This window comes from Candidatus Pristimantibacillus lignocellulolyticus (assembly GCA_023639215.1).
Classification (GTDB): Bacteria; Bacillota; Bacilli; order Paenibacillales; family Paenibacillaceae; genus Pristimantibacillus; species Pristimantibacillus lignocellulolyticus.
Genome location: CP097899.1, coordinates 788,131 through 807,687, shown reverse-complemented (window position 1 = coordinate 807,687; position 19,557 = coordinate 788,131). Strand labels below are relative to the sequence as shown.

Annotated in this window: 12 protein-coding genes; 11 read left to right on the top strand and 1 reads right to left on the bottom strand. The window is 39.5% G+C overall.

Going from position 1 to position 19,557, the window contains the following annotated elements:
- Positions 1 to 38: 38 nt before the first annotated feature.
- From NAG76_03265 to NAG76_03225, 9 genes are all read left to right on the top strand, one after another.
- Positions 39 to 1,175: a glycosyl hydrolase family 8 gene (locus NAG76_03265; protein URN95292.1), complete on the top strand. Its 1,137-nt coding sequence runs from the start codon at positions 39 to 41 to the stop codon at positions 1,173 to 1,175.
- 679 nt (positions 1,176 to 1,854) lie between these two features.
- On the top strand, positions 1,855 to 5,988 hold the full coding sequence (locus NAG76_03260) for a fibronectin type III domain-containing protein (protein URN95291.1): 4,134 nt from the start codon (positions 1,855 to 1,857) through the stop codon (positions 5,986 to 5,988).
- 245 nt (positions 5,989 to 6,233) lie between these two features.
- Complete coding sequence (locus tag NAG76_03255) at positions 6,234 to 6,779, top strand: glycerol-3-phosphate responsive antiterminator (protein URN96752.1); 546 nt, start codon at positions 6,234 to 6,236, stop codon at positions 6,777 to 6,779.
- 47 nt (positions 6,780 to 6,826) lie between these two features.
- Entirely contained in the window at positions 6,827 to 8,317 is a 1,491-nt protein-coding gene (glpK, locus tag NAG76_03250) for a glycerol kinase GlpK (GenBank protein URN95290.1), read from the top strand.
- Between the two features lie 228 nt (positions 8,318 to 8,545).
- Positions 8,546 to 10,168: a glycerol-3-phosphate dehydrogenase/oxidase gene (locus NAG76_03245; protein ID URN96751.1), complete on the top strand. Its 1,623-nt coding sequence runs from the start codon at positions 8,546 to 8,548 to the stop codon at positions 10,166 to 10,168.
- A 466-nt stretch (positions 10,169 to 10,634) separates the two neighbouring features.
- Positions 10,635 to 11,531, top strand: coding sequence for an aldo/keto reductase (locus NAG76_03240; GenBank protein URN95289.1), 897 nt, complete (start codon positions 10,635 to 10,637; stop codon positions 11,529 to 11,531).
- A 442-nt stretch (positions 11,532 to 11,973) separates the two neighbouring features.
- Positions 11,974 to 13,086 (top strand): sugar ABC transporter substrate-binding protein, encoded by a 1,113-nt coding sequence (locus tag NAG76_03235; protein URN95288.1) that lies wholly within the window; start codon positions 11,974 to 11,976, stop codon positions 13,084 to 13,086.
- A gap of 352 nt (positions 13,087 to 13,438) precedes the next feature.
- Positions 13,439 to 14,923: a sugar ABC transporter ATP-binding protein gene (locus tag NAG76_03230; protein ID URN96750.1), complete on the top strand. Its 1,485-nt coding sequence runs from the start codon at positions 13,439 to 13,441 to the stop codon at positions 14,921 to 14,923.
- Between the two features lie 2 nt (positions 14,924 to 14,925).
- Complete coding sequence (locus NAG76_03225) at positions 14,926 to 15,912, top strand: ABC transporter permease (GenBank protein ID URN95287.1); 987 nt, start codon at positions 14,926 to 14,928, stop codon at positions 15,910 to 15,912.
- Positions 15,913 to 16,567: 655 nt separating this feature from the next.
- Here NAG76_03225 and hflX read toward each other — a convergent pair.
- A complete protein-coding gene (gene hflX, locus NAG76_03220) occupies positions 16,568 to 17,854 on the bottom strand; it encodes a GTPase HflX (protein ID URN96749.1) in 1,287 nt (428 codons plus the stop codon).
- Positions 17,855 to 18,017: 163 nt separating this feature from the next.
- Here hflX and modA point away from each other — a divergent pair, with 163 nt between their 5' ends.
- Both modA and modB read left to right on the top strand, forming a co-directional pair.
- The gene (gene modA / locus NAG76_03215; protein ID URN95286.1) at positions 18,018 to 18,875 is read left to right on the top strand and encodes a molybdate ABC transporter substrate-binding protein; all 858 of its coding nucleotides are present in this window, start codon (positions 18,018 to 18,020) and stop codon (positions 18,873 to 18,875) included.
- Between the two features lie 2 nt (positions 18,876 to 18,877).
- Positions 18,878 to 19,549, top strand: coding sequence for a molybdate ABC transporter permease subunit (gene modB / locus NAG76_03210; GenBank protein URN95285.1), 672 nt, complete (start codon positions 18,878 to 18,880; stop codon positions 19,547 to 19,549).
- The last annotated feature ends 8 nt before the right edge of the window (positions 19,550 to 19,557 follow it).

Sequence of the window (19,557 nt, the reverse complement as noted above, 5' to 3'; positions counted from 1 at the left end):
AGTGAAACAACTTTTAATGTAGAAATGGATGATGGCTGATGACAACTGTAAATAAGCAAGCGGCATTTGAAAGTAATCAGTATCGCAATGTTTTTGCCGAATACGGCTATAGTGAAGAAGCAATTAATGAGCGAGTGCAATCAACTTGGGATGCTTTGTTCGGTGAAGACGAAGCTACGAAAATATATTATGAATTAGGTCATGACAAAGGATATTTATTGGATACTGGAAACAATGATGTTCGTTCAGAAGGAATGTCCTATGGGATGATGATGGCGGTTCAATATGATCGACAAGACATATTTGATCGTCTATGGAATTGGACGTATAGTTTTATGTACATGACTGAAGGATTGCATCAAGGATATTTTGCATGGTCCTGTCAACCAGATGGCCATCGTAATGCACAAGGACCTGCTCCTGACGGTGAAGAATTTTTTGCTATGGCATTATTTTTCGCTTCACATCGATGGGGTGATCGAGAAGCGCCATATAACTATAGTCAGCAAGCACGAAATATATTGCACACATGTTTACACCAACAACAACCAGGTTATACGATGTGGAATTTGGAAAACAAACTTATTAAGTTTGTACCAGAAGTTGAGTTCTCTGATCCTTCTTATCACTTACCGCATTTCTATGAGTTATTTGCACTATGGGCCAATGAAGAGGATCGTGTATTCTGGAAAGAAGCGGCTCAGGCTAGTCGCGACTACATTCATATTAGCTCTCATCCTGTTACAGGATTAGCAGCGGAATATGCTTTCTATGATGGAACGCCAAATCATATCCGTGGATTCGGACATTTCTTTAGTGATTCGTACCGAGTAGCGGCAAATATCGGTTTAGATTATTTGTGGTATGGTGTAGATGAACGTCAAGTTGATATCGCTAATCGAATTCAAGCATTTTTTGCTGATAAATCGCCAGATGATTATCGTAGATATTCGATTGATGGTGAAGCATTTGAAGAAAAATCATTACATCCAGTTGGTCTGTTAGCAACGAATGCTGTTGCTTCAATTGCAGCGAGTGGTGAACATGCGAAGTCAGCAGTGGAACTACTTTGGAATACACCAGTACGTACGGGTGATCGTCGCTACTATGACAACTGTATTTACATTTTTGCGATACTTGCTTTAAGTGGAAATTATCGCATATGGAAGAAGTAGGCACAGATATATGCAGTAGATAGATATGTTACTTTTAGGTTAGAAGTAGCCACTAGAGTGGCACGATAATTACTTGTAGTGGAAGCATGCAAGGCTCACAAATTTCGTGGGCTAGCATGCTTTTTTGTGCGTTTGGCAACGCAATCGATTACGGATAGTTATCGAAGGCTATAATTTTTGTTTGACAATTTACCTAGAATCGAAGTAATCTAAATAAAGTAACATATATTACCATATAATGCGCTTTCATTAGCTAGAACTACATTTTTTTGAAAGGGTGTGGTATATGCAACCAAAATGTGAAAACGTTTGCACAACCTTTGTAAATGTATTTAACAATTGTTGAGACAACTTGAATGGATTGCTTATGGAAAATAGAAAATTTTTCAGGGGCACAGTTAGCTGATTTTCTTGTTGCACAAGCTATGAAATTTATTACAATAACAGCAAGGTAGGAAACTGCATACTGGCATCATTCTTAGATACGGGATTAACAGCAGATACTACGTACATATATTATTCTATAACAGCTTACGATGCTTAGGATAATCTTTCAGTGGTCAGTGTAGGGTCAATTGTGAAAACGTTTGCGCAATTGCCTAGGAACACTATGAAAGGAATCGACGCATCTGAATTGAAAAGATGTGAGAGTTCAATTCCATCCAAGGAGGGATAGAGGATGAAACGTTTATATCGAAAATCCGTGTTCTTATTAATAACGATTATATCAATTCTTACAATGGGTACAAACACAATTTTCGCCGAAATTTCAGCAACACATGTGTACCATAATCATATGCCTAATTTTTGGCCTTATTATAATTTGGAAAGTTACTCCTCAACAGCAGTTGGTAGCCCAATTCGCTATACGTACGATGGTCAAGTTATTGACTTAAAAAAAAATCCACCTTCTAACTACACGTATTATTTGCCGAATGGCTCTCCTATGCCACACGATGACTTGGTTTCTTATTATTCACATCATGCTAAAACCGGTGCTTATTTATATTGGCCATGGCAAGTAGCGAGCACCTTAAAGAACGATCATCCATCCGCACAAATGCAGGTGACGATGTCAGGCTCACTTATTAATAATGTTAACAGCTTTATGTCGACTAATAATGTTCCTGGGTACAATGATCCTAACTGGGGGCAGCCTTGGAAAAATGCTTACGACACGTTAAGGACGCCAAATGGAAATCGTACATTGGATTTAGTACATTTCAGTGGACATCATACGATGGGACCACTAGTAGGCAACGAGTATTTATTAAAGGATTTAATTTATCAAAATGCAACACTAGCACAGCCATATTTTTTAGGTAACTCTTTTACTTCTTCCAAAGGTTACTTTCCTACTGAGCTAGGGTTTTCAGAAAGAATTATTCCTGTATTGGCTAAATTGGGAATTGAATGGTCAGTTATCGGAAACAACCACTTCTCAAGAACATTGAAAGATTACCCGCTGTTAAATGATCCAGGGAAAGATACGATGGTATCGCCGCCTAACCGAGCAGATTTGCAAAATACGAGCAATGTCGGAGACTGGGTTGCTCAACCGATGTTTAACGAAAAACAAGTCGTATACAATAAATATCCTTTTGCTTCAACACCACACTGGGTGAAGTATGTAGACCCGAAAACGGGAGTTGAGGATCGCATAGTCGGCATTCCTGTCGCACAAGCAGAATCATGGGAGGAAGGATATCAAGGCTCAGTGAAAGCTACTGCACTTAAACCATTTGAAGGCTTGACTTCGCAGAAACAATTTTTTGTCATTGCTCACGATGGAGATAATTCGTCAGGTCGTGCAGGATCTGAAGATACATGGCGTAATGCTGGCAATGTAACGTATTCCGATCAAGGTGTAAAAGGCGAAGGTATTAATGAGTATTTGAAAAATAATACGCCTGCAGCCAACGATGTTGTTCATGTTCAAGACGGTTCATGGATTGATACTCGTGATTCTTCGTCCGATCCACAGTGGCATCACTGGAAACTGCCGTTTGGCATTTGGAAGGGACAATTTGCCGATTTTAATAGAGTAACAGGCTTAAATTTAGCTCCAAAGAAAAATTTGAGTGGCGTTGAAGATGGAATGACGGTCTCTTTCGAATATGGCTACCACTATTTAGAAAGAAACTTTGCATTGCTGCAAGCCGCTGAAAACTATGCGAAAACGGCAGAGCAAATATGGCTGGGCGATCACCTTAATTATTGGTCACCTACTACGCAATTAGATCGTCAAATTACTTATCAAGGTAATCAATTAAACCCATGGATGATTTCTTATCCAGTTAAAGGGAATGCAAGTAATGATTATAAAGGCGGTGCAAATCCTGCAGAGCTTGGTTGGTATTTCTTATTGCCAGCTATGGATTCAGGGTTTGGATATTATGATGAAAATGTGGATGACAGTGTAAAACCAACATTAGCATTTAACAATTCGCTATATTTCACTAAACCATATGTAGAGCAAAACATTTCAAAAGACAAAGTTGGCCCATCTGTTTGGTGGCCGCAGCGTTGGCCTTACAATCCAGGTAGTGCCAATGTTGATAAGTCTGAAGGTTGGACGTTACATCATTTTGATAACACTTTCGGTATCTATACGTACGCATATGATGTGAATGACATTCAAGATATTAAGGTGAAAATTAGAACGCATCGTGACAAGTCTGCTGACGTTACGGACAATACGTTCCGTGTCTACGATCCAGAAGTTTTGGCGGCACAAGGCATCGCTAACATTGATCCATCAAAAGTGAGTGATTGGATCGAATATCCGATGCTCAAGCGTGAACTGAAGCCAGATATTAACGGTGTAGCATGGCAAGCTTCTAGCAAGCAAATTATGGAGAAGGTTCCAGCTCAAGAAATTGGTGATTTATATTACACCTATTTGAGTGATTATCGTGACCAATTAGTTGACTACTACATCGAAGCTGTTGATGCTTCTGGCAATGTAACGAAAACAGAAATTCAGTCGGTTTATGTAGGTGCAGGTAAATATTCAAAAGATGCAAGTGGTAAAATTGTTGAGGATGTTAACGGTACGATTACAGGTACACACCCGTTCCTAGTTGTCGATAACGAGTCACCAACAGCACCAACTGGATTGACAACTAATAATATAACGGACCGTTCAATTACGCTATCCTGGACTGCTTCTACCGACAATGTAGGCGTAACCGGCTACGAAATATTTAGAGATGGCACGAAGATAGGTACATCAACAACGACCAGCTATGTAGACAGTAATTTAACTCCACAAACTTCTTACGAATATACAATTAAAGCTAAGGATGCAGCAAATCATCTGTCGTCAGCAAGCGAGAGCTTAATCGTTGCTACTTTGGAATCTGACTCAGTGCCGCCAACGGCGCCTGCTAATGTAATTTCAAGCAGCAAAACATCCTCTAGCATTACGCTGACTTGGGATGTAGCCACGGATAATTACGGAGTTGCAGGATATGAAATTTATCGTAATGGCGTAAAGGTAGGCACATCAAATACGACTTCATTTGAGGATCGTAATCTTGAACCAAGCACAGAATATACGTATACGGTAAAAGCCTTTGATGCAGCTGCAAATTTATCAGTAGCAAGTATCGCACTTAAGGTGAATACAGATAGTGGTAATGTTGTAACACTGTATTATAAGCAAGGATATACGACCCCTTATCTTCATTATAGAGTGATTGGAGGAACATGGACTACCGCTCCAGGAGTGGTCATCCCTTCTTCGAACATAAGTGGATACAACAGTATTACGCTTAATATCGGGGCAGCTAGTGGGATCGAAGCGGTATTTAATAATGGAAGTGGTACTTGGGATAATAATGGGGGCAAAAACTATATCTTCCCGGCAGGAATTTCTACTTACGAAAATGGCATAATTAAGACTGGCGCGCCTGTATCTAATGAAGATACGATTGCTCCAACTGCCCCTGCAAACTTGCAGTCGACAGCGAAAACAAGCAGCACGGTTACACTGTCATGGGGAGCTTCATCAGATAACGTCGGCGTAGCGGGCTATGAGATTTGGCGTAATAATACGAAGGTGGGCAATGCGAGCCAAACAACGTATAGCGATACAAATTTGGCAGCTAACACAGAGTATACGTATATCGTTAAAGCATATGATGCCAAGCAAAATGTATCGAATCCGAGTAATACATTGCAAGTGACAACGAATCCAGTTGCACAAACGAATGAAGCGACTATCTATTACAAACAAGGATATGCACTACCGTACTTGCACTATGCTCCGAGCAATGGAACATGGACTACTGCTCCAGGTTTGAAAATGGAAGTCTCTGAAATTGCAGGCTATAGCAAAATTACAGTTAACCTAGGTACAGCAACGAGCATGCAAGCAGTATTCAACAATGGCAGTGGTACATGGGATAACAATGGTGGACGCAACTATACCTTCTCAAAAGGTGTTTCCACTTTCAATAACGGTGTGATTACGTCAGGAGCGCCAACAGTTGCTGTTCAGGAAGGATTAACGATTCGAGTAACCGTTCCGAGTAATACGCCTGTCAATGAATCAATTTATCTCACAAGTAATATTTCAGGTTGGAATCCTGGTGATGCGACACTTAAATTAACTCGCAACGAAGATGGAAAGTACAGTATCACGTTGCCTATATCTGCGGGAACGAAGCTTGATTTTAAGTTTACGAGAGGTACATGGAACAACGTGGAAGTAAATGGTTCAGGCTCGGATCTTTCCAATCGTACGTATACGATGAGTGGAATTTCTCAAACATTGGATCTGACTGTACAGAAGTGGAAGGATAAATAAATTGTAATAAATCAATCACAAAGAGAAGCATACAAAAAATAGTAGCACAGACCAAGGTTAAGGTTTGTGCTACTATTTTTAGTAGCATCGAAGCTAGGTCGAGCAGCATATAGGGGCGGTGAAATATTAGTTTTGTAGTAAGTCACGTTAGATTATTACTGTAGACTATACGAATAGATGTAGAGCAATATATAATGTTGCTAAGTAGGAAAACAGATGATGTAAGAGGAGGTAGCAACTTGTCACTGGAACTCAATCAATCTGTATTACCGGCCGTCCACAAACTGAAAGACGTAGAAGAGGTTCTTACATCCTCCAATACATATATGGTGCTATTAGGTGGGCATATTGGTCAACTACAAAGTACAGTAGAACTAATCAAGCATCATGGTAAAGAAATATTTCTTCATGCTGATCTCATTGATGGATTAAAAAATGATGAGTACGCTGCTGATTTTTTATGCCAAAGTATCCGGCCGACTGGTATTATTTCTACAAGAGCAAACGTAGTAATGAGAGTGAAGCAAAGGGGCTTAATCGCAATTCAACGGATGTTTCTACTTGATTCGGATGCGCTAGAAAGAGGGTATAGGCTGCTTGAGAAAACAAAACCAGACTTTATCGAAGTACTTCCAGGTATTATGCCTGAAATTATTAGTGAAGTGAAGCAACATACAGGAATATCGGTTATAGCGGGCGGTCTTATCCGCACAACAGAACATGTTAATGAAGCTATACAAGCAGGTGCAACTGCGATAACGACGTCAAGAAAAGAGCTTTGGATGAGATGAAGTTTGCAATCTTTTATATATAACGATACTTTGATGGAGGGATAAGCATGACGAAATATATCATGTCAATTGATCAAGGGACAACAAGTACTCGTGCATTACTGATTGATAAGCAAGGTACAATTGTTGCTATAGAGCAGGAAGCACTTCCACTTATCTATCCACATCCAGGTCATGTCGAAGTAAATGCCACGTTTATATGGGAATCAACCCTTAATGTAATGCGAAAAGTAGTAGAAAAATCGAATATTACTGCGGAGCAGATTGAAGCGATTGGGATTACTAATCAACGGGAAACAACGGTAATTTGGGATAAAGTAACAGGTAAGCCGATTTATAACGGATTAGTATGGCAGTCTCGTCAAACAGCTAATATATGTGAGCAACTTAAAGCAGACGGGTACGAGAATGATTTCCGTCAGAAAACAGGTCTTGTTATTGACCCTTACTTCTCAGGTACAAAAGTTAAATGGATACTCGATCATGTTAATAGTGCTCGTGAACTTGCGGAGCAAGGGAGATTACTATTTGGTACAATCGATTCATGGTTAATTTGGAATATGACCAATGGCAAAGTGCATATTTCGGATGTGTCGAATGCTTCACGGACGTTAATGTTCAATATTCACAGCCGTTCTTGGGACGAACATCTACTTCACTTATTGAATGTGCCTGCAAGTATGCTTCCGGAAGTTAAGGCATCTTCAGAAGTGTATGGATATCTGGATGAACATCTGCTTGGACATTCTATTCCTATCGCAGGTGTAGCAGGAGATCAACAAGCTGCTCTATTTGGACAGAGCGCATTTAGTATTGGAAATACGAAAAATACATATGGTACCGGATGCTTCATGTTGATGAATACGGGAGAAACGCCGATCTCATCGGAACATGGCTTGCTAACGACGATAGCTTGGGAAGTAGATGGTAAGTTAGAGTATGCACTGGAAGGCAGTGTGTTTATAGCGGGAGCAGCTATTCAATGGTTACGTGATGGATTACAAATTATAGAACATGCCTCGCAGACAGAGGAAATGGCTTTAAGCGTCACTTCTTCCGAAGGGGTATATGTCGTTCCTGCATTTGTTGGGCTTGGAACACCATACTGGAATAGTGATGTGCGCGGCTCGATATTTGGGTTAACACGTGGTACAAGTAAAGAGCATATTGTAAGAGCAGTACTTGAATCTTTAGCATATCAATCACGCGAACTACTTGCTGTCATGGAGAAAGATTCTGGATACAAAATAACTAGTATGGCTGTTGATGGTGGGTCTATTCATAATAACTTCCTGATGCAATTCCAAAGTGATATTCTAGGTGTTGCTATAGAACGTCCACTTATTAGTGAATCGACTGCACTTGGCGCAGCGTTCCTTGCTGGCTTAGCTGTTGGTTTCTGGAGTGGTAAAGAAGAGATAGCCGCTATTCATAAAGTAGAAAGAGTATTTTTCCCACATATGGATGAGGCGGAGCGAGAGAAATTATTCGCTGGCTGGTTACGTGCGGTAAAGGCTGCAATGGCATTTTGTGAATAATGATGATATACTATCGACAAGTTAATAATGGTTGGAGATATGGAGAAACCACGAATGCTGTTCTTAAATGGGCTTTAATGCCCTTTATGAACGGCTTCTGAGGTTTCTCTTTTTTTGTTGGACTTATGAGAATAACGATTGCTTTACCCTAGAGGAGATGAGCTAATGAACAGACAGACAAAGAATGAATTATTTAGTGTATTTAATCGAGCACAAAGTTTAGAACAAATGGCAGCTCAAAAGCTAGATATGCTTGTTATAGGTGGCGGCATTACAGGAGCGGGAATTGCACTGGATGCTGCAAATCGTGGGTTAAGCTTAGGTCTGATCGAGATGCAGGACTTTGCAGGAGGGACATCGAGTCGTTCTACGAAGTTAGTTCATGGCGGTTTACGTTATTTGAAAAATTTTGAAATTGCGGTTGTCGCGGAAGTAGGTAAAGAGCGTGAGATCGTATATGAGAATGGACCTCATGTAACAACGCCGGAATGGATGTTATTACCTTTATATGTTGGTGGATCAATGGGGAAATTCACGACATCGATAGGTTTAAGATTGTATGATTTTCTAGCAGGTGTGAAGAAAACGGAGCGTCGTAAAATGCTTAATGTCGAGCAAACATTAGCAAAAGAACCTCTTTTGAAAAGCGCAGGCATGAAGGGTGGCGGTTATTATGTTGAATACCGTACCGATGATGCGCGTCTAACGATTGAAGTTATGAAAAAAGCAAGAGAGCTTGGAGCGATAGCAGTTAACTATACAAGAGCAGAAAGTCTAATATATGATGATCAGAAAAAAGTAATTGGTGTTTCGGTTCGAGACTTGCTATCAGATAAAATCTATGAGATATATGCTAGTAAAGTCATTAATGCAACAGGTCCTTGGGTGGATGAGCTGCGTGAACTTGATGGTTCGAAGCAAGGAAAAACTTTACGATTAACTAAAGGTGTCCATCTCGTATTTGATGGATTGAGATTTCCGCTAAGACAGGCAGTATATTTTGATACTGCGGATGGTCGTATGGCATTCGCAATTCCGCGTGAAGGCAAAACTTATCTTGGTACAACAGACACGAATTATACGAGTGATACATCGAACCCTATAACAACGGATAACGATCGAAACTATTTGTTAGCGATAGCTAATGAAATTTTTCCAACATTGAAGTTAACGAATCAAGATGTAGAGTCTAGCTGGGCAGGATTAAGACCATTAATTCAGCAAGAAGGTAAGTCCCCATCTGAAATTTCACGTCGTGATGAAATATTCGTATCAGATTCAGGCTTAATCTCCATTGCAGGCGGTAAATTAACGGGTTATCGTAAAATGGCAGAAGATGTTGTGAATAAGACAGTAGAACTAATGAAACAAGAGGGAATAATGAAATTATCGGATGCTCCTTCTACTCGCCATATTCCGATATCCGGTGGAGATTTTGGTGGTTCATCTAAAATGGAAGCTTATATTCAAGCTCAAGCTGCTATTGGAGTGAAACAAGGGTTATCGCAGGAAAACGCAACATTACTCGCTAGACGCTTTGGTACTAACGTGCCAATAGTGTATGATTTGGCTAAGGAAGCAGTAGGCTGGGGGAAATTGTTTGGACTTACAGAACTTCCTGCCATTATGTTGCAATATGCGATGAGATATGAAATGGCAGCCAAACCAGTAGATTACTTTATCCGTAGAACGGGTGATATGTTCTTTCAAATTGATAGTGTTCTTACATGGCGTGAACCCGTATTACAAGCAATGAAAAGTGAACTTGGCTGGACAGAAGAGCAATTTAACCAGTATACAGCTGAACTGGATCGCAAGATTGATGAGGCTAAAAACTCGCATCAGGAATAGAAGGTAGTATCTCTCGATATACCAAAAGGTTATACTGTAATAGAACATATGCTAACGTGGCAAAGTTACATTAAATCGAGCTTAAATTCGTTCGAGCCATAGACCTCAAAAATGAGGTTCATGGAGTGAAAAGCGCTTCAAGCACGATCATAGACCTCAAAAATGAGGTTCACGGAGTGAAAAGTGCATCAAGTACGGTTATAGACCTCGAAAATGAGGTCCACGGAGTGAAAAAGTGCATCAAGTACGGTCATAGACCTCAAAAATGAGGTCCACGGAGTGAAAAGTGTATCAAATTTAAAGTAAACTAGGGGTAAAGTTCAACCTAAATGCTTCCGATGTAACTTTTCATTGCGAAGTAGCAACTCAAGAACCTATGAAAAGTTTTAGGGAATGCTTCCGATGTAACTTTTCATTGCGAAGTAGTAACTCAAGAACCTATGAAAAGTTTTAGGAGGTAAAGATTATGAAGTATAGAAGATTAGGTAGTACTGACTTGAATGTTTCTGTCATTGGACTTGGAACTTGGCAATTCGGTGGAGAATGGGGAATTGATTATACGCAACCTGAGGTAGATCAGATTCTTGATCAAGCACATGATCTAGGTATCAATCTCATTGATACTGCGGAATGTTACGGTGATCATCTGTCTGAGCAATTTATCGGTAACTATATAAGTCGTCGTAATCGTGAAGATTGGATTATTGCTACCAAATTCGGACATGAGTTCCATTCCATCTTCTCACGTACAGACCGATATGATGAGCAAAGTGTACTTAAGCAATTAGATGCTTCATTAAAAGCATTGCAAGTGGATTATATTGATCTGTATCAATTCCATTCTGGACCAGATAGCGCTTTTGATAATGATCAATTATGGACGACACTTGATAAACAGATCCAAGCAGGGAAAATTCGTCATCTTGGATTGTCGATCGGTAAAAATAATAATATGCATCAAGTTGAAAATGCGACCAAGGTAGGTGCAAAAACGATTCAAGCAGTATATAATCGTCTTGATCGTGCACCAGAACTTGAGGTGTTTCCTTCTTGTAAATCACAAGATCTTGGTATGTTAGCTCGAGTACCTCTAGCAAGTGGTTATCTAAGTGGTAAGTACAAGCCAGGTGCAAGTTTTAGTAGTAATGATGTTCGTCATCGTCATGATCCTGAGCAAACAGCACTTCGCTTGTTGGAAGTGGAAAAAATAGCTCAAGAAGAAGTACCAGCTGGCGTCGATATGGCGAGCTGGGCATTAGCATGGTGTTTGAAAAATGAAGCTGTTACTGCTGTAATTCCAGGTTGTAAAAATAAAGAGCAAGTGATCTCCAACGCGCAAGCCGTAGCATTATTGAATGAATAGAAGTTAATAAATAATGTAAATTTAACAGTAAAAACCGAACGATATTCAAACGAATTAATAAAACAAGCGAGAAACTATATGTTTTTCGCTTGTTTTTTATTTTAAACTACAAAAATGTACGGAGTTAGATTATAATACAATAGTCATAAGTATTAGAATAATAAAGGATATTAAGAAATGTAAGTGTTTTTATATGAAGTAGGAATAGAAACAGAAAATTTTATAAACTGACCATCAAAGTCTAGTATGTACGGTTTAATAAATACTAGATGGATAGAACACACATTCTTTTTGTCGAATAATAACGAAAAATATACGTCTTCTAATCTGTAAATGAAAAATTTGTCATATAATTGCATAAATAGTATTGACTTAATTAAACAAATCCGATAGGATTACTAAGTATTAGGTGATTTTCATTACATACAAAGGGGAAATATACATGAAACTTAAAAAATTCTATTCATCAATCGTATTATTATTGGTTGTTGCATTGGTGGTTACCGCATGTGGCGAAGGAAATAACAGCGCTACTACTGGTACTGGTAAGCAACAAGTTGAAAACCTTCCTGCTGCTTTGGTAGACAAGGGAGATATTAAGATTAAAGTTATCCGTAAAATCGGCGGTGACGATCATACTGCTCAATTTTTAGCGGGTGCTAAGCAAGAAGGAGAATCTCTTGGATTTAAAGTAGATGTATTCTCAGCGCAAGGAGATACATTAAAATTCCACGAAGCACTTGAGCAAGCTGCTAATGAAGATATTGATGCAGTTATTATTTCACATGGTGATGATGAAGCAACGGTTGAAGAAGTACAAGCATTACGTGATAAAGGAATTGAAGTAGTTGCATTTGATTCTATTGAAGGACTAACAACTATCGAAGGTGTAACTTCTACTTCACAAAATGATGAATCATTAGCAACATTTGCACTTGAGCATCTAGTAGCCGAAACTGGTGGCGAAGCAAAGATCTTATATTTATGGGTAGATGGTTTTCCACCAATGGTTCGTCGTAATAAAGTTTATCAAGAAGTTCTTGCTGCTAACCCTGGTATTGTTGAGTTAGATCGCTTTGGTGTTGCTAACGATAATACTTCTGTCGACACTCAAAATGCAGTAGCTACACTACTTTCCAAATACCCTAAAGGTGAACTTGATGCGATCTTTGCAACTTGGGATGCGTTCGCAATTGGTGCACACCGTGCATTAGTAGAAGCTGATCGTACAGAAGTGAAAATCTTCGGTATTGATGTTTCTAATCCTGATTTAGAAGCTATTCAAGAAGAGAACAGCCCATGGGTTTCAACTGCAGCTGTAGATCCTAAGTTAATTGGAGCCATTACTGTTCGTCTTGCAGCTAAAAAGCTAGCAGGAGAAGAAACTCCAGCTACGTATAATCTAGATGCGAATATCATAAAACAGTCTGATCTAAAAGCAGCCGCTGAACCTGTAAAAATGGATACTCTAGGTGATGTAATTTCTGGCTGGGGTACTAGTGACGCTTTCCTTGAGGATTGGATGACTAATCTGAAAGAAGCAAACAAAAAGTAAGGATATTCAAATATGGATGTTCAAATCATCCACTCGTGATCACGATGATCCGCTTCGTAGTTGATTCGACGGCGAATATGTCCTCCAACAAAAGCCTGCGTGTGCTCACGTACATAAAACGTACGCTGTGCTACTCGTTTTCGCTGGTGGTCATCTTCTTGGTGCTGACAAGCGAACGATTTGAACTTTTATTCAAATAAGGATGTTCAAATCATCCACTCGTGTTTATGATGTAATCTTATAAAATAAACTAAGAGCGCCGCACTCTATCATGCATAGAGAGTGGCGCTCTATATCCTATTATTAAGGTAGGTGGAATAAGTTGGCGTCAGACCCTCAAGTAAAGCTAGAAATGAATGAAATATCGATTGCCTTCCCTGGTGTACAAGCCCTATCATCTGTAAACTTTGCAATGAACTCAGGGACTTCGCATGCTCTAATAGGTGCGAATGGTGCGGGTAAATCAACTCTAATGAAAGTATTAGCAGGAGCTTATAGTCACTACAGTGGCTCAATTAAGTTAGCTGGAGAAGAAGTTAATATTCGTAACCCAATAGACGCTAAAGATAACGGAATTCAAATCGTATATCAAGAAGTTGATACGTTATTAATTCCTAATTTGAGCGTTGGCGAAAATATTATGCTAGAGAAGCTAGTACATGATTCCAAAGGCAAGCAATTTGTGAATTGGAAACAACTGCACAAAGATGCCTCTATCATTATGAAACGACTTCAGCTAGATATATCCACTAAAAAGCTTGTCCAGGAACTAACTCTAGCAGAAAAGCAGCTTGTTCTTATTGCTAGAGCTATTACGATGGAATGTAATTTTCTAATTCTAGATGAGCCTACTGCGCCGCTAAGTGATAGTGAAACATCTCGATTATTTGAGTTGGTCAATCGCTTAAAACAAGAAGGGGTCGGCATTATATTCATTTCTCATCGTCTACCTGAATTATTCCAAATTTGCGATGATATTACGATATTAAGAGATGGTCAATTTGTATTATCTGCTCCGATCCAGACATTGGATCAAGCTGGTGTTGCTCAACATATGTTAGGCTCTCAACTTGGTGGTCAATTTCCTGAACGAGTTAGTAAACTAGGTGAAATTGCTTTTGAAGTAGAAGATGTTGCGGATGACGATAAAGTGCATGGTGTATCGCTAACTGTACGAAAAGGAGAAATCGTTGGCTTAGCGGGGTTAGTTGGAGCAGGAAAAACGGAGCTATGTCGAATATTGTTTGGTGCAGCTCCGAAAAAACGTGGTGTCATTAGAGTTAATGGTAAAGTTTTGAGGGCTCAATCACCATATGAAGCGGTGAAAATGGGCTTGGCGATGATACCAGAGGAAAGACGTCGTGAAGGTATTTTTGTTGAGGATAATGTCGCTGTCAATTTAACGATTTCTCATCTGAAACCTCATACTACTATGAATACGTGGTTAAGTAAGGCGAAAGAAAAGATAGCAGCTAATAAAATGATCGAGAAGCTAGCGATTAAAACGCCGAATGAGAGTGCGCTTGTTGGTAATTTATCAGGTGGTAATCAACAAAAAATTGCAATAGGTAAATGGTTGCTAGCAGATGCGGATGTATATATTTTTGACGAACCTACTAAAGGTGTAGATGTTGGAGCAAAACGAGATATTTACTATCTTATAGCCGAGCTTTCTGCACAAGGGAAAAGTGTTATTTTTGCCTCAAGTGAAATGAACGAAATGATCGGAATAACAGATCGGATGTACGTAATGTATGACGGAGAAGTCGCCAAAGAGCTTAATACAAAGGATACTTCAGAAGAAGAGATTATGTTTTATAGTACAGGAGGGCAATAGCAATGAGTACAGTTGGGGTAAAAAAGAAAAGCTTTCAGTGGTTCGATTTTCTATATAAATATGGAACATTAATTACAATCGCCGTATTAATTATATTTTTCGGTCTAGCTACTGACAATTTCTTCACATCTACAAACATTACTAACATATTACGATCGATTTCTATTGTAACAATTATTGCGGTTGGATTGACGGTATCGTTATCCGTAGGGGGATTCGATCTATCCGTGGGCTCGACTGCTTCATTAGCTAATGCCGTTGTTATTTCAATGTTCGTATGGCATAGTCAAAATATTGGCGTCAGCATTATTGTTGCGCTTGTAGTTTGTATTATTATTGGACTACTAAACGCCTTTCTCGTTACTAGCTTTAAAATACAAGATATGCTAATGACGTTAGCGACGATGTTCGTTATTCAAGGTATTGCATTAACTTATACACGTGGTGCTACAATATCCAAAAATATGATTATGCCAAGTGGTGATTATGCACCGGGTTCTATTCCGAAAGTTTTTGGACAACTAGGGAAAGTACCTTGGATCATTATTATTATGTTTGTCGTTGTAATACTTGTACACATTTTCCTAACCTATACAAAGCATGGACGTTATATGTATATGATTGGAGGTAATCCAGAAGCGGCTAAGCTATCAGGAATCCCTGTACGTAAATATCGTTATCTAGCATACGGATTAGCCGCTATCTTTGCAGGTATTGGTGGTATTATTCTAGGAGCTCGTGTTATGACAGCAGAAGTTAACGCTGGTGCACCATACTTAATGGATGCAGTTGCAGCTGCGTTTATTGGCTACTCAGTTTTAGGTTCAGGAAAGCCGAATGCTTTCGGTACATTTATCGGTGCAGTATTAATCGGTATACTATCTAGTGGATTAATTATGCTCTCTGTTCCATATTATGCGATGGATATTGTGAAGGGTTCTGTGTTGGCGCTAGCCCTAGGAATCACTTACTACAAACGCAAGCACTAGAGAGGTGGGGCAAAAAGTTCGCTTGTGATCACGATGTATTGCTAACGTAGCATAGTCGACGGCGAATATGCCCTCCATCGAAAGCCTGCGTGTGCTCGTGTACCAATAACGTACACTGTGCTACTCGTTTTCGCTGAAGGGCATCTTCTTGGTGCTGACAACCGAAATTTTTGCCCTTGATTAAAGAGGTGGGGCAAAAAGTTCGCTTGTGATCACGATGTATTGCTAACGTAGCATAGTCGACGGCGAATATGCCCTCCATCGAAAGCCTGCGTGTGCTCGTGTACCAATAACGTACACTGTGCTACTCGTTTTCGCTGAAGGGCATCTTCTTGGTGCTGACAACCGAAATTTTTGCCCTTGATTAAAGAGGTGGGGCAAAAAGTTCGCTTGTGATCACGATGTATTGCTAACGTAGCATAGTCGACGGCGAATATGCCCTCCATCGAAAGCCTGCGTGTGCTCACGTACACAAAACGTACGCTGTGCTACTCGTTTGCGCTGAAGGGCATCTTCTTGGTGCTGACAACCGAACTTTTTGCCCTTGATTAGAAGAGGTAAGGCTAAAAATGCTTGTGTACTAGTGACGTACACTCGCTTGGTACCATAACAAAAAGTCATCCTCAGTAGGCTGCTACTGGGGATGACTTTTTGGTTATAACTGAGCTTCTTCTAAGTAGAATTCTTTGTAGCGCTCATAATCAGCGCTACTGCATTCCATCTCAATTCGTGTACCTTGTTCTTCGTATTCTGTTGCAAAGATTTGCGCATGTTCATTGAAATAAGATACGATACGTCCTTGATCATATGGAATAAGTACTGAGCATTTCACATAATGACTGAATAGTTGCTGACGAATGCTTCCGATTAGTTCATCAATACCTTTTGCTTCGCGAACAGACATATAAATACTTTTTCCTTGAACTTCAGGATATGGATGATCAGTAAGATCACATTTATTATAGGCATAGACCATCTCTATTCCTTTAGTACCTAAATCTTCAAGCGTTGCATTCGTTACATCAATTAACTTTTGATAATCTTCGTGCGCGTAATCAACGACATGAATAAGAAGATCAGCTTCTGCAACCTCTTCTAATGTAGAACGGAATGCTTTGACCAGATGATGGGGAAGCTGGCTTACGAAGCCGACCGTATCTGTTAACAGGAAGCTCTTATTGTCGCTAAGTTCAATTTGTCGAACTGATGTTTCAAGTGTCGCAAATAGCATATCTTTAACGAAAACTTCTTTGCTTGTTTCAGGATCAGTATGACGAAGCAAAGCATTCATAAGACTTGATTTTCCTGTATTCGTATAACCGACGAGACAGACTACAGGAACTTCATTTTTCTTACGCTTCATACGTTGTGTCTGACGAGTAGCAACTAGCTTCTCAAGCTCTTGCTGTAACATTGAGATACGTTCCTCTATACGACGACGATCGAGCTCAAGCTTCGTTTCTCCCGTACCTTTGTTACGTAAACCTGCGCCACCGCCGCCTCCTTGACGGCCTAGTGATGCGCGTAAACCGACTAATCTCGGAAGCATATATTGCAGACGAGCAACTTCAACTTGAAGTTGTGCTTCTCTAGTTTGAGCACGTTCCGCGAAAATATCGAGAATTAGAATGGTACGATCAATAACTTTACGATCAAGTTCAGCTTCAAGATTACGAATCTGAGAAGGAGATAGTTCATCGTTGAAAATAACGGTTTCTGCTTCATGAGCTTCTGCTAGTAGACGTAGCTCTTCTACTTTACCCGTTCCAAGGTAATGTGAAGATGTGACGCGTTGTGCCTTCTGCGTTAGTTGATCTACTACTGTAATATGACAAGCATCTGCAAGAGAGGCAAGTTCTTGCATAGAATAATCAAAGTCTGCCTGTAGGCGTTGATTAAGGTGCAATCCAACAATGATTGCACGTTCCAAAGGTTTTTCCATCATAATTATTAACCTCCAACTGAGTTGGGAACAGTGTAGCATAAGGCACGTTGTCTTTCAAGAAATTACCTTTAACCAATGCTATAAATACTATGAAAAAGAAAAATCTCATGCTATCCTAAAAGATAATACAATTAGAAATGATTAGAGCTAGGAGAACAGCATGAATAAAACATTACGTAACAGTAAGTTAACTGTAGTATGCACTATGGTACTCATCATTATGTTAATAGTAGGCTGTTCAACAAATGGTAATCAACAAGAAAATGTTAATACTACTGTTGAAGGTGTTACACCAGTACAAACAAAGGGTAAAACGCAAAAAATTCTTATATCCGCTGCTGCCAGCTTGAGTGTAGTGATGGATGATATTATTACACAATTCAAGGCTGAGCATTCTGATATTGTTGTTGAAGTGAATTATGGATCTTCAGGAGCGTTACAAAAGCAAATCGAGCAAGGAGCGCCCGCTGATCTATTCGTATCTGCAGGAATGAAGCAGATGGATGCTTTAGAAGAACAGGCGCTACTAGAAAAGTCTACTCCACTTTTGAAAAATGAAATGGTCATTGTTGCGAATAAACAATTCGTGAATATAGCACTTGCCAACGATGTATCTGTAGCGAAATTGTTAAACGAGATAAACCCAACATATATTGCAATAGGCGAACCAGATACTGTTCCAGCAGGACAATATGCACGACAAGTGTTGCAACATGAAAAATTATGGGATGCATGGAAAGAACAATATGTGTATGCTAAAGATGTTAGACAAGTGTTGAATTATGTTGAGCAAGGTAATGCCGAACTTGGTTTTGTCTATTTGTCAGATGCCATTTCTTCAAATAAAGTCGATATCATTCACCATATTGATTCTATAACACATGATCCAATAACTTATCCTATAGCCATATTGAAAAATAGTAAACAAATTGAAGCAGCGCAACTATTTTTTGATTATTTGTTAAGTGAAGAATTAACTGCTCTTTACGAACAAAATGGCTTTAAGCGAGCTGAATAATTATGAATGAATTTGATTGGGGAGCATTTATTGAACCGATCTTAATTTCCATTAAAATAACAATGGTCGCTAGTATTATTGTTTTTATATTAGCGATTATAGTGTCACGTTATATGAGTAGAGCGAAATTTCGCGGGAAAGTAATTGTAGATACAATATTTATGATTCCATTAGTATTGCCTCCCACGGTAATAGGATTCATTTTGCTATTTGCATTTGGCAAGAAAGGTTTTCTTGGTCAGTTGTCCGAAGTTGTATTCGGCCAATCGCTTGTATTTACGTGGTGGGCAGGAGTGGTCGCTGCTATAGTTGTTGCTTTTCCACTTGTGTATCAGACGATGAAGGCTGGCTTTGATTCGATTGATTCTGCTTTGGAGGATGTTGCACGTTCACAAGGTGCTACGGAATGGCAAGTATTTCGTTACATTGCACTACCGCTGAATCACCGTATGCTAGTCGTAGCCTTTATTTTAGGTTTTGCAAGATCGTTAGGAGAATTTGGCGCAACACTAATGCTTGCGGGTAATATTCCTGGACGAACACAGACGGTTGCAACTGCAATCTACGTCGCTATGGACGCTGATCGGACGATTTTGGCTATAGCTTGGGTTGTCTTTATGATTATTATCTCGTTCCTGATGATGTATCTTGTGCGTCAACCAGTTAGGTCATAGAATCAGGT